Here is a 26,059-nt window from a genome sequence, read left to right as displayed (position 1 = left end):
TCGGCCGCGCTACGCGTGGCGCAGGTGCTCCAGCACGGAGCCGGCGCGCAGGACCTCGGCGGGGACGGTGGCCAGGTCATCCAGGCTCAGGATGCCCAGCAGGTTGCGCGACTCGTCCACGATGAGCAGCCGGCGCACCATCTTGTCTTCCATGAGCTGCTCGGCGACCCCGAGCGTCGCGTCGGGCTGACAGGTGATGACCGCGGTCGTCATGGCCTCGCGGACCCGCGTGTGCTCCGGATGCTGTCCCAGGGCCGTCGACCGGACGGTGATGTCCCGGTCCGTCAGCATGCCCACGAGCTGCCCGCTCTCGGTGACGGGAAGCGCGCCGATGTTGCACGTGCGCATCCTGAGGGCCGCGACGCGAAGCGACTCGTCGGCTTCGATGGTCTCCACGTTCTTCGTCATCAGCTCGAAAATCCGCATGGCGCCTCCGCTGATGGGGTTGGGCTGTGTCCCTCAAGCGTGGCCCCCGTCAGCCGTCCGCGCCCGTCCAGCCCCTGGGCCCGGAGGTAGGGCCTGCGGGCGGGCAGCCCCCCTCATTCCGGGTTGGCCAGCAGGCGCGACGATTGGGCAGGATGCGCATCTGAGACAGACACCCGGGCCCCGCCCGGGGCCAAGGAGCGTGATGGCATGGTCGACAAGCTCACCCTCAGCGATGCGCAGTGGCGCGAGCGGCTGACGCCCGAGGAGTTCAACGTCCTGCGGAAGCACGGCACCGAGCGCCCCGGCTCGGGCTGCTTCCTGGGCACCAAGACACCCGGCACCTATGTGTGCGCCGGGTGTGGCAACCCGCTGTTCAAGTCGGGGACCAAGTTCGAGTCCGGCACGGGCTGGCCGTCCTTCACCCAGACAGTGGGCCCGGACTCCGTCGCGGAAATCGACGACCGCACGTACGGCATGGTGCGCACCGAGGTGCGCTGCGCCCGCTGCGATGGCCACCTGGGGCACGTGTTCCCGGACGGTCCGCCGCCCACGGGGCTGCGCTACTGCATGAACTCGGTGGCGATGAAGCACGTCCCGGAAGGCCAGCCGCTGGAGCTGGTCCGGGCGTAGGCGTCGAAGGCCCCGGCCTCGCTCGAAGGATTCCGAGCGAAGGTCCGGGGCAGCCCCCCCGCGCTCAGCCCAGCCAGGCGCGAGCGTTGCGGAACATGCGCATCCAGGGCCCCTCGTCGGCCGTCCACTCACGGGGCCGCCAGGAGTACTGCACCGTCCGGTGGACGCGCTCCGGATGCGGCATCGTCACCGTGAAGCGTCCGTCGCGCGTCGTCACGCCGGCGATGCCATGGGGCGAGCCGTTCGGGTTGGAGGGGTACGCCGAGGCAATCTGGCCCCGGTTGTCCACCCAGCGCGTGGTGATGAAGCCCGAGTCATTCACGCGAACACCCTCGGCCTCCTCGGAGAACTCCGCGCGGCCCTCGCCGTGCGCCACGGCGATGAGCATCCGGCTGCCCTCCATGCCCTGGTAGAAGAGCGACGGGGTGCGGGCAATCTCCACCGTCCCCAGCCGAGCCTCGTACTGCTCGGAGGCGTTGCGTACGAAGCGCGGGAAGTGCTCCGCGCCGGGGATGATGTCCTTCAGGCCCGACATCATCTGGCAGCCGTTGCAGATGCCCAGGCCGAAGCTGTCCGGGCGCGCGAAGAAGGCCGCGAACTCGTCGCGGGCGCGCGGGTTGAAGAGGATGGACTTCGCCCAGCCGCCCCCCGCGCCCATCACGTCGCCGTAGGAGAAGCCGCCACACGCCAGCACGCCGTGGAAGTCCTTCAGCGACACGCGGCCGGCGAGGATGTCGCTCATGTGGACATCCACCGCCAGGAAGCCCGCGCGAGTGAAGGCCGCCGCCATCTCCTGCTGGCTGTTGACGCCCTGCTCGCGCAGCACCGCCACGCGAGGCCGCGCGCCCTTCGCCACGAAGGGCGCGGCCACGTCCACCGAGGCGTCGAACGTCAGCCGGGGCGACAGGCCCGGGTCCGTCGCGTCGCACTTGGCCGCGAACTCCTGCTCCGCGCAGGTGGGGTTGTCGCGCAGCTTCTGGAGCTCGTAGCTGACGCGGGACCAGATGCGCCGCAGGTCCATGGTGCCCTCGCTCAGCAGCACCTGGGTGCCCTGACGGACGCGCACGTCCAGCGAGGCCGTGGGCCGCCCCAGCTCGTGGCAGTCCTTCCCCAGCCCTTGCTGGCCCAGCACCTCGCGCACGCGCGCCACATCCGAGGCGCGCACCTGCACCACCGCGCCCAGCTCCTCGTTGAAGAGGGCCGCCACGGCGTTTCCGCCCAGGCCCGCGAGGTCCACGTCGACGCCGCAGTGGCCCGCGAAGGCCATCTCGCAGAGCGTGGCCCACAGGCCGCCGTCGGAGCGGTCGTGGTAGGCCAGGAGCTTGCCCTCGGCGTTGAGCGTCTGCACCGCCGCGAAGAAGCCGCTGAGCAGCGCGGGGTCCTCCACGTCCGGCACGTCCGGGCCCATCTGCGCGTGGGTCTGCGCGAGCACGGAGCCGCCCAGTCGCTGCTTGCCGCGCGCCAGGTCGATGAAGACGAGGCGCGTGTCCTCGGCCACGTCCACCAGCTGCGGCGTGAGCGACTGGCGCACGTCCACGACGGGGGCGAACGCGGAGATGATGAGCGACACCGGAGACGTCACGGCCTTGCGCTCACCGCCGTCCTGCCAGACTGTGCGCATGGACATCGAGTCCTTGCCCACTGGAATCGTGAGGCCCAGCGCGGGGCACAGCTCCATGCCCACCGCGTGGACGGCGGCGTAGAGCTGCGCGTCCTCGCCAGGGCTGCCGGCCGCAGCCATCCAGTTCGCGGACAGCTTCACGTCGGACAGCTTGCCGATGCGCGCCGCGGCGATGTTCGTCAGCGCCTCGCCCACCGCCATGCGCGCGGAGGCGGCCGCGTCCACCACGGCCAGCGGCGTGCGCTCGCCCATGGACATCGCCTCGCCGGTGGTGCTCGTCACGGTGGAGAGCGTCACCGCGCAGTCCGCAACGGCGACCTGCCACGGGCCCACCATCTGGTCTCTGGCCACCAGGCCCGACACCGAGCGGTCGCCGATGGTGATGAGGAAGGACTTGTCCGCCACCGTCGGGTGGCTCAGCACGCGCTCGGCCATGGACTTCACGTCGCCGGGCAGCGACAGCGGGGCCAGCGCGAGCGGACGCGACGTCGCGTCGCGGTGCATGCGCGGCGGCTTGCCGAAGAGCACGTCCATCGGCAGGTCGATGGGCGGCGTGCCCAGCCGCGCGTCGGACAGCTTCAGGACCTGGGACTCGGTGGCGTCACCCAGCACCGCGAATGGCGCGCGCTCGCGCTCACAGAAGGCCGCGAAGCGAGGCAGGTCCTCGGGCGCGACGCCCAGCACGTAGCGCTCCTGCGCCTCGTTGCACCAGATTTCGAGCGGGGACATGCCGGGCTCGGCGTTGGGCACCGCGCGCAGCTCCAGCGTGCCGCCCAGCGCGTTGTCGTGCGCCAGTTCCGGCAGCGCGTTGGACAGGCCGCCCGCGCCCACGTCGTGGATGGAGCGGATGGGGTTCTTGTCGCCCAGCGCGCAGCACAGGTCGATGACCTGCTGGCAGCGCCGCTCCATCTCCGCGTTGTCGCGCTGCACGGAGGCGAAGTCGAGGTCCGCCGCGCTCGTGCCCTGCGCCATGGAGGACGCCGCGCCACCGCCCAGGCCGATGAGCATGGACGGCCCGCCCAGGACGATGAGCTTGTCTCCCGGCCGCAACTGCCCCTTCTGCACGTGCGGCGCGCGGATGTTGCCGAGCCCACCGGCAATCATGATGGGCTTGTGGTAGCCGCGCACCTCCACGCCCTCGGGCGTGGCGACCTGCGACTCGAAGCTGCGGAAGTAGCCGTTGAGGTTGGGGCGGCCGAACTCGTTGTTGAACGCGGCGCCGCCCAGCGGCCCGTCAATCATGATGTCCAGCGCGGAGACGATGCGGTCCGGCTTGCCGTAGGCCTGCTCCCACGGCTGGGGGAAGCCCGGGATGCGCAGGTGGCTGACGGTGAAGCCCGTCAGGCCCGCCTTGGGCTTCGCGCCTCGGCCGGTGGCCCCCTCGTCGCGAATCTCGCCGCCCGCGCCCGTGGCCGCGCCCGGGTACGGTGAAATCGCCGTCGGGTGGTTGTGCGTCTCCACCTTGATCATGATGTGCGCCGGCTCGCGCACCGTCTTCCACTCGCCGGAGTCGGCGTCCGGGAAGAAGCGGTCCACCTCGAAGCCCTCGATGACCGCCGCGTTGTCCTTGTACGCGGAGAGCACGCCCTCCTTGTGCTTCGCGTAGGTGTTCTTGATGGCCTGGAAGAGCGAGCGCTCCTGCGGCTTGCCATCCAGCGTCCAGCTCGCGTTGAAGATCTTGTGCCGGCAGTGCTCGCTGTTGGCCTGCGCGAACATCATCAGCTCGACGTCCGTCGGGTTGCGCTTCAGCTCGAGGAAGCGCGCGACCAGGTAGTCGATCTCATCATCCGCCAGGGCCAGGCCCAGCTCACGGTTCGCCGTCGCCAGCGCCCCTCGGCCACCGCCCAGGATGTCCACCGTGGTGAGCGGGCGCGGAGCGTGCTCGGAGAAGAGGACGGCCGCGTCCTCCATCCGCCCCAGCACCGCCTGCGTCATCCGGTCGTGCAGCACCGGCTGGAGGCGCTCCACCTGCGCCGCGTCCAGCGCCGCGCCGCCCGGCCCCGCGACGTAGTACGCGGTGCCGCGCTCCATGCGGCGCACCTTCGCGCCCAGGCCGCAGTTGTGGGCGATGTCGGTCGCCTTCGAGGACCACGGGGAGATGGTGCCCGGCCGGGGGACGACCAGGAGCAGGCTGCCCGCGCGCTCGCCCGAGGGCACCTTCGGGCCGTACTCCAGGAGACGGCCGAGCATCGCCTGCTCGTCCGCCGAGAGAGGCTCCGGCGCGTCGAGGAAGTGCACGTGCTCCGCGTAGACGGACGACACGGAGGGCACCTGCTCGCGGCACTGTGCGAGCAGCTTCGCGAGCCGGAATTCAGAGAGGACAGGAGCGCCGCGCAGGAAGTGCATGCTGGACATGGGGATTGGGGGTGGCCCTGGGTAACAGCCGGGGCGTCCTTATCACCGCGAATCGCGAGCGGAAGGACAGAGTTCGTCCCTGTCCGCTCGCTGTCCAGTCAAACAGGGGCCACGGTAGGAGCCCCTCACACGTCAGAGCTTGCTCGGCGCTCCCGAGAGCTGCGGAAAGACGGCAACTACCCGCCCTTGCTGGAAGCAGCGGGCACGGGCGCGGGGGCCGTCGGGGCCGCGGGCTTCGCCTCCTGGGCCTTGTGCCACAGCGCCAGCAGCTCCGCCTCGCGCTCGGCCGGGAGTCCCGCGCGGGCCTTGCTGCGGCGCTCCTCGGGCAGCCCCTTGAAGTACGCCAGCGTGTCGCGGACGGTGACGTCCACCGGACGGAACTTCAGGCCCGTCTTCACGGCCTTCGCGTTGCTGCGCAGGTGCGTGCCCGCGCTGGTGCCCGTGGGCGGCATGTAGATGGGGAGCCGCACGTCGCCCGTCTCACCTTGCTTCTCCAGGAAGTCCGCCGGCACCCACGTCACCTTCGTGTCCTTGCCCGTCACCTTGCGACACGTGTCGAGCATCGCGCCCATCGACCACGCCTCTCCGGGCCCCACCGCGTTGAAGACGCCATTCACCTGGCCCTCGATGAGCAGCACCAGCCACTCGGCCAGGTCTCGCGCGTCGATGACCTGCAGCGGGTCCTTGGGTGTCCCGGGCGCCAGCATCTCCCCGCCCTTGTCGAAGCGCACCGGCCAGTACGTGAACCGGTCCGAGCGGTCATCCGGTCCGACGATGTAGCCCGGACGAACGTTCGTCACGCGCCCGGGCATGGCCGCCTCCGCGGCTTCTTCGCACGCCCGCTTGAGACCGCCGTAGAACTCGAACTCCTTGCCCATCGTCTCCACGGTGGGGTCCGCGAGCGTCGCCGTCGGGCCTGACTCGTCCTCGCCCGGCGTCTTGTCGCTGGCGTACGCGGACACGCTGGAGATGAAGACATACTGCTTCACGTGGGGCGCCAGCAGCGACGCCGACGCCTTCACCATGCGCGGGTAGTAGCCCGACGTGTCCACCACCGCGTCCCACTTGCGGCCCTGCAACGCCTTGAGGCCCTCGTCCTTGTTGGGGTCCCGGTCTCCCCGCAGCTTCTCCACGCCGGGGAAGAGCTCCGGGCGCGTCTTGCCTCGGTTGAAGAGCGTGAGCGTGTGGCCCCGGGCACGCGCGGCCTCCACCACGGCGGGCCCCAGGAAGCCCGTGCCCCCGAGGATGAGGATGCGCTTCTTCGCGCCCTTCTTGGGCGCGGCGAATGTTTCGGAGGGGAGCGCCAGCAACGACGCTCCCGCGGCGGAATACTGCAGGAACTTCCTACGCGAGGTCTTCATGACAACGGCTCCAGGGGCCGAGGTGCGACGCAGGGGGGACGCCCGCCACAACGTCCTCTCCCCTGATTCATTCCCGGGCCGTGGAGCCTCCGCGCGAATCCGTCACGCGGCTTCTGCACGCGGTGTGTCGAACCGCGACAGGTGCGCTCGCGCGAGGTCCAGGTTGTCATTGTCCAGCGGATGGAACGACGGCCGCAGATACTCCCCCAGGCCCCGCCAGAGGACCCGCACCAGCACCGGGTCCTTCCGGTGCGCTCGGCGCAGCTCCCGCCAGATGCCCATCCATCCCAGCCCGCGCTCCTGCCGAAGCAGCGTCAGCGTCGCGGCGAACCAGAAACCGAACAGCGCGACGATGCCGGCGAGCATCCCCACCACCCGCAGCGCGTAGCCCGGCGCCACCTTCTGGAGCACGTCGAAGGCCACCGCCTTGTGCTCTATCTCCTCCGCCGCATGCCACTCGATGAGCTCACGCATCGCCGGATGCCCGTCCGCGAAGACCCCCAGCGTCAGCGTGTTCTCGCCCATGATGGCGGTGTAGTGCTCCAGCGCGGCGGTGATGGACAGACGCAAGGCGGGCGGGAAGGTGCGGAAGATGAAAACCCAGACGATGCGGTGATAGGCACGCATGAAGCCGGTGACGACAAACCCTTGCGACTCGAGCAGCTCGATGTAGTCCTGGTGCTCGCGGGCGTGTTTGCCTTCCTGGGCGAAGAACGCCTTGACCTGGGCGCGAAGCTCCGGTGCGTCACTCAGCGAGGGGAGATAGTGATTGACGCTGCGGACGAAGAAACGCTCGCCCTCCGGGAAGAGCATGTTCAGCCCGTTCCAGAGGTGAGTGGACCCCAAGCCGTTGTGATGCCACACGCGAGGGAACGTGGAATCGAACGAGAACTTCACATTCAATCTTGGAACGATTCGGCCAGGGTCAGGGGGATTGACCATGAGGGGGACTTTCAACCGCCGGAGGGGACGGCGGGCACGGGGAAAGGCAGGACCTGCGGACGAACGCGACGGTTCACCTCACGCTCGAGCTCCGCGCGAAACGCGGCGAGTCGCTCCCGGCCGGTGAAGGGGCCGCTCCCAGCGATAGCGCCGAAGAAGCGCTTGCGCACGCCCTTGCGCGTCGCGCACAGCACCTCCGTCACGCACAGGGACACGCCGCCGCCGACCGCGGGCAGCGGCCTCATGGTGTTGAAGAAGAGGGGTGGGTGCCGCTCCAGGGTCGCTTCGTCCTCCACCTGGAGGGTGATTTTCGACAGCAGCGCGTTGCCGCACAGCGCCGCGGCCACCTGCCGCAGGCCCGGCGTGAAGGCGAAGCCGTGCGTGGTGAGCGACGGCATCCACCAGGGCAGCGACGGGGAGTACAGCGTGGAGAAGATGTCATCCAGCATCCCTCCCTCACCGCGCGTGCGCTCGAGCAGCGCGGAGACCTGGGCCGGAGTCACGGGCCCTTCCCGCGTGCGCGACGGAATCACCGCGATGCGGATGCGCCGCCACGGACGGGGAAAGGACGCCGGCGCGTCGGGCAGCACCGGCACCAGCATGGTGGGGTTCTCCCCGCGCAGGAGCCCCGCGTGTGAGCGAGCCAGCGCCTCCAGCGCGGCGCACGCGAGGTTGCGGAAGTCGATGTGCTCGGGAAGCTCCACGCGCAGCAGCGGCGTCGGCTCCTCGGTGCCCGTGAGCCACTCCCCCACGCCGTAGCCCTTGGCCCGGAGCGGCATCGCGAGCCCCACGGCCCTCGACACCTCCATCATCGCGGAGCCGTCCATCACGAGATGGTCGAACGCCAGCTCCAGCGAGCCCGTCACGGGCTCCACCCGCGCCCCCATCCACGCGCTGGACGTCAACAGATGAGAGGTCCAGGCGCTCGAGCCCCGCCCCGCGGCGTCCACCACCACCTGGGGATGCAGCCCGGCCCGGCGCGCCTCCGCCAGCGAGCAGGGCACCGTCGCCGCCAGCCGAGAGGCCACCGCGCCCACCGTCAGCGCCGCGTCCTCCAGGGGCAGTCGCATGAGCCGCAAGCCCCCCTCCTCCGAGGTGACGGCCACCGTGAGCACGCTGTCATCGGACACGCGCTGGCGGGCATCCATGCCCTCGCGGCCCAGCCCCGCCACCCAGACGTCCGTGGGCTGCTGGTGCCGCAGCCCTCGCGTGTCGCGGTGCCACCGAGCCACCTGCCCCAGCAGCGCCGGGACCCAGAGGCCCCCCGAGGTGTCCACACCGAGCGGCTGCACCGTCATCATGATGCGGCGCGAGCGCGGCTCGGTGGAGAGGAAGCGCTCCCACGTCGTCAGCTCCGGCACCACGCCGGAGGGCCTGGCCGAGGGGAAGGTCCGCTGCCAGCCGTCGCAGAGCCCCACCAGCGTGGCGAGCGCGTGACGCGCCACCGGCGAGAAGTGCGGGAACTTGTACGCCATCGACTCCCGAACCCGGGCAACCGCGTCCTCGCCACCGCGAAGGGCGAAGGAAGGAAAGGAACCAGAGCCGTCCATGGCACGTGTCCCGCGCAAGCCCACCGGTGAGGTGACCCACTGCATTGGCCCCGCAGTGTAGCGGACACTTCCACCGCGCGGTGGTGATGTGTTGCGTCCTTCGCTACAGCGCGCCGGCCCATCCCCACGGGTGACGCGCGACTCATGCGTCTCACTCCCCCACTCCGCGTCCAGGCGACGATGTGGGTCACCACACGCGGAGCGCAGGGCAGGCAGCAAGACGAGAGACTTCTACTCCCAGCGGCGCGCACGCCCTCGACTCGGACGCACCGTGTCGTGACGCGGCAAATCGGAGTCCACGACCTCCCTGCCCACGTCCTCGGCCCGCCGGCGCGCACCCAAGCCCCCTCCTTCCGCACCTCCATCGAACTGTCATTCACAGCTCAATCGCAGCCTTCAGCCCCCCTGGACCCCTCGGGAACCCCCAATAAATGGCAGACGCGCTTCACCCATGGAGCAACATTCCAAGACAAAGTCGAATTCACGAAGCCCGCACTGGCAGTCCTTGCGGGCTTCACTAGGATGCGATTGTCCAAGACCTCTCGAGGTCTCTTGGGCAAGGGGGGGAATCCCGCCGCATCGCACTGGAACCCGGCCTCGGCTCCACACGGACATTCCGTGGGGACCGGTACGCCCGTATTGGGTTTGCGAGCCATTGGCGCGCAGGCACGGGAGAGGTGTGCCCTCCATTCCTCATGCCACGCAAAGGAATGTCAGCACATGAAGAAGCTCCTCTCAGCAGCAGCCGTCGCCGCGCTGTCTTTCACCGCGACCCAAGCCCTGGCGGCGCCGATGTCGCCGTCCGCCCGGCCCGTGTCGCAGCACTTCTCTCCCCAGGTCCAGGACGCGTTCACCCTCCTGGGTGACACGGACAATCTCAACCTCGTCTATTATGTCCCCCGCCGTGGCGGTGTCGCGGTGCAGTCCCCGTCGACGCCCAGCCCCATCCCGCGCTTCCAGGCGACCGCGTTCGTCCCCACGTTCGGCTACTTCGCCGGCCTGGAGCTGGCGAACCTGGGTGGCTCCTTCTCCACCACCAGCGACCTGGGCGCGCTGAACAAGCTGTCCCAGGAGGCCGCCGCCAAGGGCTTCCAGATCGCCCCCGCTCCGGCGGCGCGGTCCACCACCCAATTCCTGCTCTCCGGCTATGCGCCGCCCAACGGCCGCGTGGAGGTGGATTGCCAGTTTGAAATCATCGTCGTCAACGGCCGTGACGTGCGCGTGCCCAAGTGCTTCACGCGCATCGACCCCACCCAGCCCTACGACCTCGACACGAACGTGATGTATAAGTTCAACACGATGCCTACCCTCGGTGGTAGCGTCGTGGCCCAGGACATCGCCTTCCAGGCGACCACGCTGCCCGGGTGGACGCCTCAGCTCCGCACGCTGATGGCCACCGGCGCGCAATGGGACAACATCATGACGGCGCAGATTGACTGGGACATCAAGACCCACAACCTCACCCGTCAGGCGCGCTTCACGGTGAACTGGCGTTCGCTCTTCGAGCAGGCCAGCACCTTCGCCGCCTTCCACCTGCGCTCCTGCGTGGACATCGAGGTCCGCGGCTTCTTCGAGCGCCTGGTCACCTGCTCCGCGGAGAACACCTGCGGCATCCGCATCGAGTACCTCAACAACAATGTCTGGGGTCCCACCGCGCCCAATGACGCCAACTTCATCAACGTCGTGAACGCCGTCCAGAACCGCCTCCAGGACGAGCTCTTCAACGAGGTCCGCCGCTACACGACGCCGGTCAACGGCCAGGTCTCCAACCAGACCAACTCCATCTTCACCCTGCGCGCCAACTACGAGAAGCTCATCCTCGAGCGCAACGAGACCATCTACCTGCAGTACAACCCCGGCCCCACCGACTTCCAGGTCAAGACGAACCTGAACGTCACGTGCCTGAAGGACGGCTTCGAGATGGGCCGCGTCAACTGGAACATGGAGGACGCGGGCTGCCGCGCCCTGCTGGGCCAGCCGTAATCGCAGACGCTCGCTCGATTCTCGGGGGCGGGGGCCCGCTTCGTGTGGGCTCCCGCCCCTGTCCTCCCTCCTCCAACCCGACCCCACTCTTCCATGCGATTGCTTCCGCTCTCTGTCTCAGCCCTGCTCTGTCTCCTGGCGGCTCCGGCCGTTGCCCAGACGGAGCCCCCACTGGACCACGCGCGCACCCTCCGCGAGTCCGAGATGGTGTTCATCCCCTACATGGGCATGAACCGTGGCCCCGTCTTCTATACCCAGTACGTGCAGGTGGCGACCGACTCCACCGCCACCGTGGGAGGGATGCGGCGGCTCTTCGTCAACCTCCACCCCACCGCCCACACGCAGGACCTCTACAACGGCTTCATCACCCGCCACGGCATCACCGACGCGCGGCTGCTGCCGCTTCCGTCGTCCGGCTCCTGCCAGCCCACGCAGGGCATCCTGGACCTGCTGAGCGGAATGCCCGCCAGCTACAAGCCCAAGATCGTCGGCGGCAACTATCCGCTCGTCTGCGGCCTCAGCATCCACTTCATGCCCACGGACGAGGCCCTGGTGCGCGCCCACATCGCCGCCAACCCGGTCATCACCCTGCGCGCCACCGTGCCGCTCTGCACGCCCACCAGCGCGCTCCTGAGCGTGCCCGCCATCAACCAGGCCCTGGTGACGGCCGGAGCGCTCCAGACGACGCCTGGCGGCGGCGTGTCGGGCAACAGCTGGGACGTGCTCTTCGAGTCCAGCAAGCTGGCCCAGAACAATCCCTCCCTCTTCGTCACGCAGGACCCGCAGGTGGGCTGGGAGGCCTACATCAGGTCCTTCGTCCTGGACCTGGCGGCGCAGACGGCGACGATGGCGCCGGCCACGGCCACCAACCCCGCCACCATCTGCACGCCCTCGCCGCTGGTCATCCACTTCGGCTAGGACGTCCACCGCTGTCCAGATTCCTCACATCAGCAGCCGGGAGCGGCCATGGAGCCCCAGGCCGCTCCCCGCTCGGGAGACTTCCAGATGACACGATGGACCTGGGTCCTGATGGGACTCGTTGGATGCATGGCGTGCGCGGGCTGTGGCAGCGAATCGAATCCGCGGGAGACACCCGAGCAGCGCAAGCAGCGGCTCCAGGAGTGCATCGTCGCCAAGGTGCCGCCGCCCACGGGGGCCTCCCAGACGAGCTGGACGGTGTCTGGTTATGCCGTGGTGGGCGCCTATCGCGCCTGCAACAGCCTGCCCGGAGAGGCCACGTCCGCGGACTTCCGCGAGGTGATGCAAGGGCTCGCCACGGCCGATGAGGACCCCTCGCGCGTCAAGCTCACCCGGCCGGGAGCGAGCGCGCCGTGAGGGCACTCTGGGTCCTCGCGCTCCTGTGGGGCGGGCTCGCGGGGGCCAAGGGGGTCGTGGCCCAGGAGTGCACGGGCTGCCACACCGCGCGGCGCACGGAGCCCGAGGCGCGCTTCGCCAATGGCCTGGGGCGATGGACCGACAGCCAGTGCTTCGGCTGTCACGCCGAAATCAACGACGTCGCGCGCAAGCGGCAGAAGCGGGAGCCAGACCCGCGCTACTTCGCCGTCCCCGTGCGCGAGGACAAGCTGGTGCACCTGGCCACCACGCCGCTGTCGTACATGAACGCGCCCGAGGTGCTCCAGCCTCCCGGGCGGGACATCCCGCGCATCTCCGCGAGGGGACTGGCGGCCTTCTTGAAGCGCCCCAGCACGCTCTCGCCCACGGAAGGAAGCCGCGCGCCCCGGATGATGGCGTACCCGGAGCTCCTGGCGCGGGATGAGAAGGACATCGCGAAGCTCCTCTCGGTGCGCAGCGCGGCTGTCGGCCCACCTCCCGCCCGGCTGACCCACGCCGAGAAGGCCACCGCCGAGTCCCTCTGGACGGCCCGCTGCGCCGCCTGTCACTCGGGCCCCAAGCCGCTCTCGGGCCGGGACGGGGTGGCGCTGGGGCTCTACACGCCGGAGTGGACGTACGCCTACAGCCGCGCGCAGCCGCCGTATGCCCATCCAGACCGGCGGATGCCCGAGGTGCCGCTCACGCTGGACGAGGCGAAGCTGCTGCACCGCTTCTTCGGCGAGCTGCGACAGGAGAAGGAGCGCGAGGTGGACGCCCGCGTCGCGGCCCTCTCGCTCGAGCGCTCCGCGGTGCCCGTCCAGGTGCCGCGGGCGATGCTCGCGTATCTCTGGGGGCCGTTCTTCAGGGATGCCACGTGTGTGCACTGCCATGCGACGAGCCCTCGCGCGGCGGGGGCCTTCACCGCGAGCGCGGAGGGGCTCAAGGCCTACCTGCGCAAGAAGTCGGGCGAGGAGTACTGGCGCCGGCTGGAGACGCGCGCCCTGGAGGCCGAGCACGGGCTCGTCGCCGCGAAGCCCGGCATGCCCATGGCGGGCTTGGAGCTCCCCGTGGAGCTGCGGCGGCTCATCGCCCGGTGGGTGGTGGACGGCTGCAAGGACCCCGAAGGCGAGTCCTGGTGCCGTCGCTGAAGGTCCCCGTCACAGGAGGAGTCCATGGCCGCACCTGCATCGCGTCTGGCATTGACGTTGCGCTGGCCCCTGGGGCTCTTCCTGGGCGTGTGCCTGTGGCTGGGGTGTGGACAGGACCTCCCCCAGGCCCGGGCTCCGGTGGACCAGACACGGGCGGCGCTCGCGGGCCGCGCCTCCGTCGCCCGGCTGTCGCTGGGGCAATACCATTCGGTGGGGGTCCACTCGGATGGCTCGGTCTGGGCGTGGGGCTTCAATCGCCAGGGACAGCTCGGCAATGGCCTGTTCACCAACAGCCCGACCCCCGTGAAGGTGAAGAACCTCACGGACGCGGTGGCGGTGGCGTCGGGGGACTCTCACTCCCTGGCGCTGCGCAGCGACGGCACGGTGTGGGCCTGGGGCGACAACTATTCGGGGCAGCTGGGCACGGGGAGCACGGCGGTCAGCGCCGAGCCGGTCCAAGTGCAGGGCCTGTCGGGCGTGCTCTCCGTCGCCTCCGGGTTCGCCCACTCCGCGGCCCTGCGCAGCGACGGCACGGTGTGGGCCTGGGGCGACAATCGCTATCGCCAGCTGGGGCCGCTCACGGCGGGGAGCTCGTCCGTGCCCGTGCAGGTGCCGGGGCTCGGGGGGGTCATCGCGGTGGCGGCGGGTGGGAACACCACCCTGGCGCTGCGCGCGGACGGCACGGTGTGGGCATGGGGCGACAACCGGAGCGGGCAGCTCGGGGATGGGACGGTGACGACACGCGGCAATCCCTTGCAGGTGCTCGGCCTCACCGGCGTGGTGACGCTCTCCGCGGGGGCGTCGCACTGTGTGGCCTTGCGCTCGAATGGCACGGCGTGGACGTGGGGACTCAACACCATGGGGCAACTGGGAGATGGGACGACGACCCAGCGCTCCGTGCCCGCGCAGGTGGGGCTGACGGACGTCATGGCCGCGGTGGCGGGCAACTACCACTCGCTGGCGGTCCGCTCGGATGGCGCGGTGTGGGCGTGGGGCGACAATCGCTATCGCCAGCTGGGCAACGGGAACATGACCAGCAGCCTGCTGCCCATCCAGGCCGGACTCAGCGGCGGCATCACCCTGGTGGCGGGCTTCAAGCACTCGCTGACCCTGCGCGCGGACGGCACCGTGTGGTCCTGGGGTGACAATGTCTTCGGGCAGCTGGGAGATGGCACATACCAGCCTCGGATGTCCCCGGTGAGGGTGGCCACCACCACGCTCGGCAATCCGGGCGTGGCCTCGGGACAGCTGCACTCGGTCTACCGGGACTCGGCGGGGCGCGTGTGGAGCTGGGGCGACAACGAGGACGGGCAGCTGGGCAATGGAATCGGCGCCGACAAGCTGACGCCCGCGCTCACGGGCCTGACGGGCGCGGTGTCCGTGGTCGCCGGGAACCGGCACACGGTGGTCCTCAAGGGCGACACGACGGTCTGGGCCTGGGGCGTCAACAGCCGGGGCGAGGTCGGCGATGGGACGAACGCCAACACGTCGCAGCCCGTGCGCGTCCTCGGCCTGTCGGGCATCACCGCCATCTCCGCGGGGGCGTACCACTCGCTCGCGCTGCGGACGGACGGCACGGTGTGGGCCTGGGGGTTCAATCGCTACGGCCAGCTGGGCAACGGCGGCACGGTGGACCAGAACCAGCCCGTGCAGGTGGCGGGGCTCTCGGGGGTGACCGCCATCGCGGCGGGACACAGTCACTCGCTGGCGCTGTGCGGCGACGGCACGGTGTGGGCCTGGGGCTACAACTTCGACGGGCAGATTGGGAGCGGGACGAACAACTGGCACATCCTGCCCGTGCAGGCCGTGGGCCTGAGCTCGGTGACCGCCATCACCGCGGGGGGATATCACTCCCTGGCGCTGCGCTCGGACGGCACCGTGTGGTCCTGGGGTTACAACGGCTCGGGCCAGCTGGGGAACGGGGCGCTCGCGAGCTTGAACGCGCCGGGACCGGTGTCGAACCTGACGGGCGTCGTGTCCATCGCCGCGGGGGACTACCACTCGCTGGCGCTGCGCTCGGACGGCACGGTGCGCGCGTGGGGCTTCAACTTCGATGGCCAGATTGGGGACGGCTCGCTCACCAACCGCCATGTCCCGGTGATGGTCGCGGGCATGAGCGGCGTGGTGTCCGTCATCGCGGGAGACCACCACTCCATGGCGATGCGCTCGGACGGCACCACCTGGGCGTGGGGCGCGAACACGGAAGGGCAGCTCGGGGACGGCACGCGCAACGACAGCATCATCCCCGTGCGGGTGGAGCTGTTCTGAAGCGCCACGGTTTCGCGGGACGGGAGGCCCCGTCCTGCCCGCATCACCCCTCTGACAGGAGACGCTCATGTTGTCTCGCATGCTGACTCGACACGGCTCGCGAATCCTCGCGAGTGCCTGCTTCGCGCTGTGCGTGTTGACGGGCACCTCGGCGCGGGCCTTCACCGAGGAGCACGTCGTCATCTTGATCGACCGCAGCGGCTCCATGCGGACGACGCGGGCGTCCGGGCTGACGCGCTTCGAAGAGGCGCTGACGCGAGGCCGGGACTTCGTGCAGATGCCCAATGCCCTGCCCCGGCTGTTCGCGGTCTGGTCCTTCGAGGGCAGCACCTACCGTCGTGAGCAGGACTTCAAGGACGGGGCGACGACGCTGGCGACGCTCGGGAGACTGAGCGCCGGCGTGGGCACGACGCCGCTCGCGCTGTCGGTCTGCGACGCGGCGGACGTGCTGCTCCAGTTCGCGCCGGGCGTCGACGCTCGCAAGGTCGTCCACCTCATCTCGGATGGCGAGGAGAACAGCACGCCCGAGACGACGATGTGTTACGGCCACCCCAGCACCACGAAGTATCCCGACCTCCAGGAGGACTCGTGGGAGTGGAAGGTCCGGAACATGCTCAAGACGGGGGACCCGCTGCGCGACAGCCCCAATCCCTTCCAGCTCGTCTTCGACGCGGATGTCTTCTACAACCACATCGCCCTCACCCCCACCACCGCGGAGCCGGGCGAGCATCCCTTCCTCGCGTTGATGCGAGGCATGGCGAAGGACTCGGGGGGCAAGTACACGCCCATCGATGACTCGCGCCCCCTGCCCATCCCGGGGGACACCGATGCGAACGGCTGCGTCGACTCGAAGGACTACAACTTCGTCATGACCCACTATGGGATGAGCGTCCCGCCCGCGGACCCCAGGGCGGACCTCAATGGCGATGCGGTGGTGGACTTCACGGACTTCGCCATCGTGAAACGGAACCTCGGCCGGGGCTGCCCCGCGGCGACCAGGCCGCTCGTGCCGGTCCAGGGGGTCCGCGAGTAGCCACGCGCGCGCGGCTCAGGGGTGGCTTGTCTGAAAGGAGATAGCGGGTCTCGCCCGCACGCCTTGCTCTTGGGTGCGGAGTGCTGCCTTTGAATGAAAACCAGACAGCGTGTCGGGCAGGGGCGGACGATTTGCCCGACAGCTGACGGCGTGGGGAGTAGGTGCGCTGCCGAAACTCCAAGCACCCTCCCGAGCCATGACCCGAATCCCCAAGCCTGTCAGAGCGCCCAACAGTCCCCCCATCAGCACGCGCCCGGAAGGACCTCGTCCTCCTCCGAGCCTCGCGACGACGATTCCCGATCTCTCGAACGTCGCCCATCAGAGCAGGATTCCCAAGCCAGCCCCTCCGGCCCTCCAATCCCATCAGGGCGTCAGCACGTTCCAGGCGCCGGCGACCGCCCCTACGCAGGGGACTGGGAGCCTCCATCATCCGCAGGGCCCCTGCCCTGCACTGGCGCCCCCGCGCGCCGGCAGACCGCAGACCCACCTCAACATCACCAACGCCTCGTGCCTCACGCATGGGATGGCCCCGGAGCACGTGCAGAGCGCGCTCCAGCAAGGCCAGCTCAACTCCGCCTACAGCAGGCTGGGGAGGGACGGAAACTATTCGCGGGAGGCGGACAAGAACGGCGGCGGAGCGTTGGCGGTCTACACGCGCGCGGTGGGAACGCAGCAGGCGACCTGGCAGGCCCAAGGCCATGGCGTGGGGAGCAATGACAGCAAGGTGCAGCTGATTCTCAGCCCCACGGTCTTGCAGAACCCCCAACATGGATGGCGAGCGTCCTCGACGGACAACATGGGCAGGGTTCCAGGCTCGACGCCGACGCATCAGGCGGGCCTCCCCAGCAATGACCCGCTGGGCCGGGCCCCGCTCTGGTCTCATCAGACGGAGTCAGGCCGCAACCGGGCCTTCAACGACACGGTGAACACCGGAGGCATCCAGGCGAACAATGAGCAGTTGCATTGGGAGAAGGTCCCGCTCGAGGGAAACCTCAAGGGAATCGTGGCGACGTCCCAGGGCAGCTTCAACACGCTGATGGGGATGCCCGGAGCACAGCAGACCGCGGGAGTCGCGGGCCGAGGCTCCGTCCGCCTCGGCAACCAGGACATTCCCGTCGTCCTCACCCCGGGGAACGCTTCGCTGGTCTCCACACTGAGGGAGGCGGGGATCGCTGACGCCAACGGACGCGTCCGCTGAAGCACGCAGCGACATCGCCCGATTTCGCGGACATCCGAGATGCGCGGTGAGGCATCTGGGGTGTCCGCGAACGAGGAGCTGACGAGAGCCTGCTCAAGGGGTTCGGAACGAAACCACACGCTCCGCTGGGTAGATCTGCAGGTCATCCACTGGGAGGGACGTCCCCTCCGTGGTCAGGAGCCGCACACCGAGCTGGCGGATCTCCGCCTCCATCTCGTCCAGGAAAGAGAACATCTGCCCGTTCACCATCTCTTCGAACCGCGTGAAGAGCGAAACGATGCTCGAGGCCGTGCCGCCGAGGTCGATATCTCCCGACCAACGACCGCCCTTCTCGGAGACACGAACCCCTCCGATGAGGTTGCCTCGAGCATCGACCAACCGTCCCTCCAGCCTGGCGCGTGACATCACGGACGGCTATCGCAGAAGCCGACACCCCGTCCATCAACTCCTCGCCCCCTTCAGCCACGAGAGCGACGGCTACTCCTCATCCTTCACGTCGTCTCGCAAGTACGGCGCGATGGTGGCGAAGTCCTTCTTCCACGGGTACTCGACACTCTCCCGCGTCTTCTCGATCTCCAGCTCGACACCCCACTTGTACAGCTCCGTCCCGTTGTTCCCCAGCACGGACGCCTTGTAGTGGACCCAGACCGAAGCATCCTCCGGGTTCACCTCCACGTAGTACGTCCCCACTCCGCGCCTGCTCGGAGTCAGGTTGCCAGGCGTCATGACAAAGTCATGCAGCGGCACCACCATGGCGTACTTCGTCCGCTTCTTGTTCGAGATGACCACGACCCCGCCGGCCTTCTCCCTGGACAGGTTCAGGTGCATCTTCCCCTTCTCCAGGATGCCCATGAACTCGAACCTGTCGCCCACGGCGTACCACAGGTCATACTTCTCGGTTCCATAGTTGTTGAACTGTATCGAGACCGCCTTCGTCGTGAACACATTGGGCAGGACCGCCTTCCCAACGACATCCGCGATGAGCTTGAGCAAGTCTGGAACGATTTCCTTGACGGACATGACTCTCCCTGAAAGGAATTCTGAAACACGCCACCGGGACCACGAGCGCACAGCGAAGACTCGCGGCGACTTCGTGGTCCCGTCCCTGCTGGACGTCAGGCCGCGGCGTCCACGTGGCAGTAGTACGTCGGCGCCAGCTCCATGATGCGCCGCTCAGCGCGGGGAGACAGCGCACGCAGGCGCGAGAGGAAGAGGGGCGCCTTCATCCCCATGCCAATGAAGCCCCAGACATACGAACGCTCCTGCGACTCGGACAGGTACTTGTGCTCCTCCGGCGAGAACGTACGCCCCACCGCCCGCTCCAGGGACTGGAGGTCCAACGCGAGCTGGGCCGTCAACGTCGCCCGAAGCGCCTGGAGCAGCTCCGCGTACTCCGTGAGGGCCGCATCCAACGCACCAGGCTCCCGGGCCAGGATCTTCTGCGCCTCCAGGAAGTCCAGCCGGGTGTGCTGCGCCTCCTCGAGCCAGTGGTGCTTCAGCATGTTGCAGAACAGCGGGTCCAGCACCTCGGTCTTGTTGTTGCGGACCATCTCCAGATAGTGCTGCTGCGTCATCAACTCCAGGTGCAGGTTGAAGATGAGCACGCTCAGGTTCGACTTCGCCATGATGGCCCGCGCCACCTCGACGTGGTTGTCGAGCAGCGCGGGGACGATCTTGAACCCCCGGGCGAACGCGCTGGTGAAGCGCGCGAAGAGCTGCTGGTGCTTCAGCTCCTCCTCCGTGAAGCGCAGGAGCGCGCGCATGTGCGTCGCATTCCCGTGCAGCTCCAGCCCGGCGCGCTGGGCGGCCAGGGCCACCGCGTACTCCTCCAGGAACAGGAACAGGTGCGCATAGCTGTTGGAGCGGATGTGATTCAGCATCAGCCGCTCCTCCGCGCTCAGGAAGGGAATCGCTTCCGCCCCCGTCAGCTCGTCCGACAGGAACCGGCGGCTGAAGTCCAGGACGGTGTCCTTCGGCAACAGCTCGTCCAGACGCCAGGACACTTTCTCCGAGCCCTGGATACAGGATTGATATTCCGGAGTTTGATCCATCATTTGAGATTGGTCCTTCCCATGGAAAGCCAAGCACCGACGGCATGCGAGAGTTTATCGCACGGCGTCAGCCATTGACACTCTCGGGGTGAAGTAGGGGTACGACGTAACGGGCTCACCGTGAGATGCGGCGCGACATTGCAACGCCAATGCCAGTCGCATCCCGACGAGCCACCGTCACGCCCCTGGTGGACCCGGGGCCTCCGCGCTCCGACAGACGCGTCGTGCGGGGCACTCTCAGGTCAGGGCGAGGTCATCCGAGGAGCCCCGCACCGCGGGACCTGAGACGTATCAAGCTGCGGGGCTGACACGTCATGAGACATCGCTGACGTGTCAACGGCCGCGTCAGCCTCCGCCGATGGCGCCCAGCAGGTCCCCCGTGGTCGCATCGAAGATGTGCAGCCGGTTCCAGTGGGGCACATAGACCCGGGTGCCTCGGACCCAGATGGCGGCCAGCGCGGGCAGGGATTGGGAATGGGGGATGGCCACGTCCCACGCGATGGTGCCCGTGCGCAGGTCTCGCCGGATGAGCTGCAAGCCCCCCTGCTCCAGCGCGTAGACGATGTACACGGCGTCCTTCGTCAGCTCCCCCACCTCCGGCGCGGAGTCCCGCAGGAGGAGCGGGTCCTTGTCGGACACCGTGTCGTGCCACAGCGGCTTGCGGTTGCCGGGCGCGTACAGCCCCACCAGCGGCACCTGTGTCCCCGGCCACCGCGTGCCCAGTGACAGCGTGTAGCCATTCGAGCGGAAGAGGTACTTCGTGGAGAAGCCTCGGATGTCGGAGGGCGGGTAGCTGGAGCGCTCACAGGACGTGGGGTGCTCGGGCGGCCGGGACATGTTGCACGTCTCGGGGCTCAGCGGCGGCGTGGGGCAGCCCTTCGGTGCCCGAGGCGCGGGCTTCGCGGTGGCCGTGCGCGTGTCGAAGAGGAGGTGCTGATGGTCCACGACCTCCACCCAGACGGAGGTCGTGTCCCCCGGAGGAATGCAGAGCCGGCGAGGCGAGTCCGACAGCGGTACACGCCCCAGCCGCTTGCCGGTCTCCAGCTCCAGCAGGTTCACGGTGCGCTGCTCGCTCATCACCAGCCGGCCGTTCTGGGCGATGACCTTCGTGTGGCGCGAGGCATCCGGGCCTTCCGAGGGCAACGACTCCCAGAGCTTCTGGAGCGTCCGCCCGTCGAACGCGGCGACGTACTCCCGCATCCCCGTCTCGTCATGGCGGCGGACATGGCCGACGATGTCCTCCGTCCCATCCCCGTTGACGTCCACGAAGGCGGGCGCGTCCCGCTCGGTCCATTCGAGGCGCTCGCGGACGGGCTTGGGCGCGGGAACAGGGACGACGGGCGGGGGTGGGGGCGTGACGACCGCGGGAGGAGGCGGCCTGGGCCTGGGCGCGGGCGTCTCCGTGGGGCCAGCGGACAGCGCGAGAATCGCGGCCATCGTCCCCAACAGCATCACGACCGCGCCGCCTCCCACCACCATCAGCGCCGTCTGGTTCCGGGCGGCGGGCGGCCGCCCAGGCGCCGTCGGGAGCGAGCCATCCACGTCGAACGAGAGGCCGCAGTAGCCGCAGACGTAGTGCGTTTGAGCGGCCTGGCGGGTGAAGGGCGCGTTGCAGTGGGGACAGTACGAAGCTCTGGGGACGGGCCGGGCCATGACCTCGGGTGTAGCACCTTGCGCACAGGGGGGCGCGGAAACACGGCGGCAACACCCGAGACACCGAGCCCAGGACATCACGCGACGGGGACCCTCCAGATTCCAGAGACTTGAGAGCGGGTGCACGAAAATCAGGAGGAAATGCGCCACGGGGCTCCAGGCGACCTCAGGGGAATCGAAGGGCTTCGGCCCGCCGCACCCACGAAGTCAGACATCCCCATTTGCAAGGAGAAGCTCGACCATGGGTTGGATGGACAAGCTGTCAGGGCGCACGACTCCGTCAATCAGCCAGACGCCGGTGCAATCCCCGCCAACGAAGCCCGCGGAGCCCGCGGCGCCTCAAGGACCCGTCGGAATGCCGACGAAGGATGAGTTCATTCCAGCCGCCGGGCCCCCGCCGGGAATGCCGACGCTCTCAACGCCCGTGGCGGAACCGCTCGCGGCGAGCGCATCGCAGCCCATGGCCAAGCCCGCCTCCGAGTACGGCGACCTGGGTTTGACCCCACCTCCCGAGCTCGCACCGGACGTCAACGCGGTGAGGGAGGCCCAGAATACGGGGGGACCTGTTGCCGCGTCGCAGAAGCTGTTGGACCTGGTGAATCAGCACGGCGGGGACCGGGCCTACGTCGACAACCTGCTCTCGTATTCGAAGCTGACGCTTCAAGAGATAGGCCTGACCCTGGGCGAGCGGGTCAAGAGCAACATCGACGACAAGAAGGGCAAGAACATCACGAGCGACACCCTGGACAGGTTGGCGCAAGTGGCGGACAAGGCGGGGTCCAACGGGCTGTGTTTCCTGGGACAGGCGCTGGCCCAGGGGCTCCCGAACGACAACGACCTCAACCAGTTCGATGACAGCCTGAAGGACTTGCGAGAGGACAAGGGCAAGACCGCGGGGGTGGACAAGCTGGCGGGGGCGACGGTCAAGGAGCTGATGAACAGCGACAAGAACAAGGCCTGGGCGGAGCTGCGGACGGAGTACAGGCCGATCAACTATGCAACCCAGGCCCCCGAGACCCGTCCTCCGGATACCAGCGTGCCGCCGGGCAAGATGGACCCCAACAACCGCTGGACGGCGGGGAGCCCGCTGAGCGCGGCCAGCAACGCGCACCTCACGAATACGGAGGAGCAGTTCCAGGCGGCGGCCTCGGAGATGACCCAGTCCGAGGCCTTCGGGGAACAGCCCAAATACAACTTCTTCGAGGGAGATCTCCAGGCCAAGCCTGGCACTCCCCCGGAGAAGTGGAACCTCCAGATGGCCCATGACGACAAGGAGGAAGGGACCCACCTCTCCTTGGATCAGTGGCTCGAGAAGGGCAAGGCGCTGGGCGTCGGCCTCAAGCTCGACGTCAAGATTGACGACGTCCAGGGAAAGGCAGACGCGTACCTCGAGATGCTGGACCAGGTCCAAGCGAAGAACATCCCGGATGGGAAGCTGATGTTCAATCTGGGGCCCGACGAAGTGGAGGCGTTCGGTGGGGAGATCCGCAAGCGCTTTCCGAATGCCATCCTCGCCCTCAACCCGGGAGAGGGGGCCCTCAAGCCGGACAGCAAGGCGACGTTGGACATGATTCGACAGGCGGAGAAGTTCGGTTCGCCCGTGAGCTTCGTCCTGCCCTACGACCGGCTCCCAGGTGACAGGGCAAAGCTGTTCAGCAAGCTCGAAGAGGTAGGCCCCGTGTCGGTCTGGAGCAGCAACGACCCCAGGAAAGAGGTCGTGGAGAATCCCGAGGGGTCGGCCAAGGCCTTGCGAGAGGCGGGGGCGACGGGTGTCATCGACCTCAAGAAGGCGCCCTATCTCGCCGTCGTCGCCGACAAGGCCATGGACATCATTCCCGGCAGCAAGGCCTATGTGGACGCCGTGATGCGCCACTTCTGAAGCACGGGCCTGACTTCCCCACGACCGGCTGGCGCCCTCCGCCCGAACCGGTCGTGAGGAAGGTCCGTCGTTACTGCGAGATCTGCAGCTTGACCCACGCGTACTCGTCGACCGTCTTCCCACCCACTTGCACGGGCTTGCGCTCGTAGCCAGTCACCTTGATCTTGATGGGGCTGCCGAACACGGCGTGGGTATTCGTGTTCGTGGCGACGAAGCGCGCCAGGGTCATCGTCCCCATGACGATGGGGCCCGAGCAGTCCGCCTCGAGCTTGCACGTGGGGGCTCGGTAGACAATCACCGTCCCTCCGGCGATCTGATTCCCGCCGTTGAGGACCGACTTCGGGACGGCGATGAAGAGCCGGAACTTGGAGTCGGGCGACTCCCAGACCGCGCCCAGCTTGTGGCCGCTGGGGCTGTCCTCGTTGAGGTCCACGGGGCGGAGGGTGACCTCCGTGACGCGGGTCGCCGCGAGGGCCGCGTTGACCTTGACGACCTCCTCCTTCCTCGTCCACCCCAGCCAGTGCAGCTGCGGAAGGTTGTAGTTGTCCGACGTGAACTGGCCCATGTGCGTGCTCGCGTCGTTGTACTCGGTCTCGTCGCCGGTCGCGGGGTCCCTCGTGTTTCCGTGCGCGAGGCTCAGGACATGCCCGGCCTCGTGCGCATAGCTCCGGAACAGGTTGTCGTTGAGGAAGATGCTGCGCTCCCGCGCCCTCGACGCGGAGCACAGTCCAGTCGGCATCATGTACACGGTCATGAACGCCGAAGAGCGGGCCGCCGCGATGGCCTGGGTCTTGGCCTTGTCGCAGGTCGTGCCCGGCACATTCACGACCTGAGTCCCCATGGGGATCCGGCTCACCTGGTTCCGGGAGGCGGCGGCGAAGAACGTATAGAGCGCGCCAACCTTCGCCTCGATGGCGGGCAGCGTGAACGTGGTCCTGTTCGGGACGACGACGCGAACGAGCTTCACGGTGTGCGGCTTGTTGATGGCGCCCCGTCTGTCGTTGTAGTTCTCGACACACTCCAACTCGTCCGGCGCGCAGTCGTAGTTGTAGGCCGAAGGCGGGGCCACGACGTCCTGGATCCTGAACGAGCCCACGTTGCCGTCCGCGCTCACGCCCGTGTCGAATGAGGTCTCACAGAGATTCATGTCCTCCTGGGCGGAGACCGAGGCGCCAGTGCAGTTCGCGCCCGCGTGGAGCGTCACTGTCTTGCCGAGCGGCACTTCGACAAATGAGGCGCCAGCGCCTTGCACGACCGAGTAGCAGCCATCGAGCACGGCCTCCTGAATCACCAGGGAGGTCGCGTCACAGCTTTCGCGCAGGCGGACGGGCGTCGGGCTCGGGTTGACGAGCTGCTCGCGCAGCGAGGGCCAGTTCGCCGCCGTGCAGGCCCCTGACTGCACCGCGTCGAGGAAGCGGCCATCCTCGAGCACCGGGTGCTCGTGCGTCCTGCACGTCTCCCACAGCTCACTCCAGTGAGGCCAGTCGCACGTCTCCGCGTCGACATACGTCTCGACACAGGCGAGCGACGCCGCGAGCTCCGGGGAGAGGACGGCCTGTCGAGTCGACTCGACGGACGGCTCCCGCTCCCCTCCCGCACACCCCGAGACCAGTGCTCCGAACAACAGGACGCCTGTCTTGGACAGCTTCCGCATACGTCTCCTTGTCGCAGCACCTGGCTGCATGAGACCGCGCGGTATTCACCATTGGAATTCTGTTGCAACTCAATGCGCAACGCGTCGGCGGACACTCCCGAGGAGGCGCTGGCGCGGGAGGGTCAACTCCTGCCGCGCAGATAGCGCCCCGGTGTTTCACCGGTCATCTGGCGGAAGAAGGCGATGAAGGCGCTGTCGCTGGCGAAGCCCAGCTCGGAGGCGACGCCGCTCACGCTCTCCCCCGAGGCCAGCAGGTCCACCGCCTTCAAGAGCCGCCAGCTCTGTCTCCAGGACTGGTAGCTCATCCCCGTCTCACGCCGGAAGATGCGGGTGATGGTGCGCGTGCTGGCGCCCACCGCTTCCGCGAGCCCCGTGAGCTCGGGCGGCAACGCCTCCAGATTGAGTCGGGAGAGCCGAGCGTCACTCGGCACGGGCAGGAGCATCGGCTCCCGGTGGGCCGCCCGCAGCTCATCCAGGCAGACCGCCAGCAGGTTCGCCTCGACGCCCTTCTCCCAGTCCGTCTCCAGGGGCGCGTGGCTGATGCGCTCGAACACCTCGCGCAGGAGCGCCGTCATGGACAGGATGGCCAGCCCCTCCGTCGGGGGCGGGATGCGCGACGTGTCGAGGTAGATGGAGCGGTACTCCACCTCTCCGCGAATCAACACGCGATGTGGAGTCGCCGGTGGAATCCAGGCCACTCGAATCGGAGGCAGCATCGACATCATCCCGGGCAGCACGATGCGGATGGAGCCGGCATGAGCGAAGAGGAGCTGCCCGCGTTGATGGCTGTGCAAGCCCGAGTCGTGGCGCACCAGTCGCGAGGCGATGCCGCTGACCGGCGCCGCCTGCTGGTCGGGGTCAAACGGGTCGCTGGGCGCTAACCAGGGCATTTGTCCGACTTCCGATGGAAATTGTCTTTTCGTTTGTAATACGCGACGCCCCCAACAGCTAGAGCAGGTGACCCCACGTCGTTGA

General features: G+C 68.4%; 20 protein-coding genes. 9 read left to right on the top strand and 11 right to left on the bottom strand.

Annotated features, from left to right (window positions below):
- Positions 1-9 precede the first annotated feature (9 nt).
- Entirely contained in the window at positions 10-426 is a 417-nt protein-coding gene (locus MYSTI_RS13410; protein WP_015348298.1) for a CBS domain-containing protein, read from the bottom strand.
- A gap of 207 nt (positions 427-633) precedes the next feature.
- Here MYSTI_RS13410 and msrB point away from each other — a divergent pair, with 207 nt between their 5' ends.
- A complete protein-coding gene (gene msrB, locus MYSTI_RS13405; protein WP_015348297.1) occupies positions 634-1,056 on the top strand; it encodes a peptide-methionine (R)-S-oxide reductase MsrB in 423 nt (140 codons plus the stop codon).
- 64 nt (positions 1,057-1,120) lie between these two features.
- Here msrB and purL read toward each other — a convergent pair whose 3' ends face one another.
- The 4 genes from purL to MYSTI_RS13385 form a co-directional block, all read right to left on the bottom strand.
- Positions 1,121-5,032 (bottom strand): phosphoribosylformylglycinamidine synthase, encoded by a 3,912-nt coding sequence (purL, locus tag MYSTI_RS13400; protein ID WP_015348296.1) that lies wholly within the window; start codon positions 5,030-5,032, stop codon positions 1,121-1,123.
- A gap of 176 nt (positions 5,033-5,208) precedes the next feature.
- The gene (locus MYSTI_RS13395) at positions 5,209-6,393 is read right to left on the bottom strand and encodes an NAD-dependent epimerase/dehydratase family protein (RefSeq protein ID WP_015348295.1); all 1,185 of its coding nucleotides are present in this window, start codon (positions 6,391-6,393) and stop codon (positions 5,209-5,211) included.
- A 102-nt stretch (positions 6,394-6,495) separates the two neighbouring features.
- A complete protein-coding gene (locus MYSTI_RS13390) occupies positions 6,496-7,335 on the bottom strand; it encodes a metal-dependent hydrolase (RefSeq protein ID WP_015348294.1) in 840 nt (279 codons plus the stop codon).
- Between the two features lie 11 nt (positions 7,336-7,346).
- Entirely contained in the window at positions 7,347-8,885 is a 1,539-nt protein-coding gene (locus tag MYSTI_RS13385) for a hypothetical protein (protein ID WP_015348293.1), read from the bottom strand.
- A gap of 720 nt (positions 8,886-9,605) precedes the next feature.
- Here MYSTI_RS13385 and MYSTI_RS13380 point away from each other — a divergent pair.
- The 7 genes from MYSTI_RS13380 to MYSTI_RS13350 all read left to right on the top strand — a co-directional run bounded on the left by MYSTI_RS13380 (position 9,606) and on the right by MYSTI_RS13350 (position 17,847).
- Positions 9,606-10,868, top strand: coding sequence for a hypothetical protein (locus tag MYSTI_RS13380; RefSeq protein WP_044279741.1), 1,263 nt, complete (start codon positions 9,606-9,608; stop codon positions 10,866-10,868).
- Between the two features lie 93 nt (positions 10,869-10,961).
- Positions 10,962-11,786 (top strand): hypothetical protein, encoded by an 825-nt coding sequence (locus MYSTI_RS13375; protein ID WP_015348291.1) that lies wholly within the window; start codon positions 10,962-10,964, stop codon positions 11,784-11,786.
- 87 nt (positions 11,787-11,873) lie between these two features.
- The gene (locus MYSTI_RS13370) at positions 11,874-12,203 is read left to right on the top strand and encodes a hypothetical protein (protein ID WP_144370072.1); all 330 of its coding nucleotides are present in this window, start codon (positions 11,874-11,876) and stop codon (positions 12,201-12,203) included.
- Entirely contained in the window at positions 12,200-13,348 is a 1,149-nt protein-coding gene (locus MYSTI_RS13365; protein WP_015348289.1) for a hypothetical protein, read from the top strand. The genes MYSTI_RS13370 and MYSTI_RS13365 overlap by 4 nt, the downstream gene beginning before the upstream one ends.
- A gap of 24 nt (positions 13,349-13,372) precedes the next feature.
- A complete protein-coding gene (locus tag MYSTI_RS13360) occupies positions 13,373-15,616 on the top strand; it encodes an RCC1 domain-containing protein (protein WP_015348288.1) in 2,244 nt (747 codons plus the stop codon).
- Between the two features lie 67 nt (positions 15,617-15,683).
- Positions 15,684-16,649, top strand: coding sequence for a VWA domain-containing protein (locus MYSTI_RS13355; RefSeq protein ID WP_015348287.1), 966 nt, complete (start codon positions 15,684-15,686; stop codon positions 16,647-16,649).
- A 523-nt stretch (positions 16,650-17,172) separates the two neighbouring features.
- The gene (locus MYSTI_RS13350) at positions 17,173-17,847 is read left to right on the top strand and encodes a hypothetical protein (protein ID WP_015348286.1); all 675 of its coding nucleotides are present in this window, start codon (positions 17,173-17,175) and stop codon (positions 17,845-17,847) included.
- A 93-nt stretch (positions 17,848-17,940) separates the two neighbouring features.
- On the opposite strand, the gene MYSTI_RS13345 is transcribed toward MYSTI_RS13350, so the two are convergent.
- The 4 genes from MYSTI_RS13345 to MYSTI_RS13330 all read right to left on the bottom strand — a co-directional run bounded on the left by MYSTI_RS13345 (position 17,941) and on the right by MYSTI_RS13330 (position 21,551).
- The gene (locus MYSTI_RS13345) at positions 17,941-18,225 is read right to left on the bottom strand and encodes a PTS sugar transporter subunit IIB (protein WP_044279737.1); all 285 of its coding nucleotides are present in this window, start codon (positions 18,223-18,225) and stop codon (positions 17,941-17,943) included.
- A gap of 99 nt (positions 18,226-18,324) precedes the next feature.
- On the bottom strand, positions 18,325-18,867 hold the full coding sequence (locus tag MYSTI_RS13340) for a hypothetical protein (protein WP_015348284.1): 543 nt from the start codon (positions 18,865-18,867) through the stop codon (positions 18,325-18,327).
- Between the two features lie 95 nt (positions 18,868-18,962).
- Positions 18,963-19,901, bottom strand: a complete 939-nt coding sequence (locus MYSTI_RS13335; protein ID WP_015348283.1) for a hypothetical protein — start codon at positions 19,899-19,901, stop codon at positions 18,963-18,965.
- A 342-nt stretch (positions 19,902-20,243) separates the two neighbouring features.
- On the bottom strand, positions 20,244-21,551 hold the full coding sequence (locus MYSTI_RS13330; RefSeq protein ID WP_015348282.1) for a hypothetical protein: 1,308 nt from the start codon (positions 21,549-21,551) through the stop codon (positions 20,244-20,246).
- A gap of 355 nt (positions 21,552-21,906) precedes the next feature.
- On the opposite strand from MYSTI_RS13330, the gene MYSTI_RS13325 reads away from it, so the two are divergent.
- Positions 21,907-23,430, top strand: coding sequence for a hypothetical protein (locus MYSTI_RS13325; RefSeq protein WP_169558633.1), 1,524 nt, complete (start codon positions 21,907-21,909; stop codon positions 23,428-23,430).
- A gap of 70 nt (positions 23,431-23,500) precedes the next feature.
- Here the strand turns inward: MYSTI_RS13325 and MYSTI_RS13320 are convergent, their stop codons facing one another.
- The gene (locus MYSTI_RS13320; protein ID WP_015348280.1) at positions 23,501-25,084 is read right to left on the bottom strand and encodes a hypothetical protein; all 1,584 of its coding nucleotides are present in this window, start codon (positions 25,082-25,084) and stop codon (positions 23,501-23,503) included.
- Positions 25,085-25,206: 122 nt separating this feature from the next.
- Entirely contained in the window at positions 25,207-25,974 is a 768-nt protein-coding gene (locus MYSTI_RS13315) for a helix-turn-helix domain-containing protein (protein WP_015348279.1), read from the bottom strand.
- Positions 25,975-26,059: the final 85 nt, after the last annotated feature.

Source organism: Myxococcus stipitatus DSM 14675, assembly GCF_000331735.1.
Taxonomy (GTDB): Bacteria; Myxococcota; Myxococcia; order Myxococcales; family Myxococcaceae; genus Myxococcus; species Myxococcus stipitatus.
The sequence above is the reverse complement of the archived record's forward strand: the minus strand, read 5'-3'. Positions and strand labels throughout refer to the sequence as shown.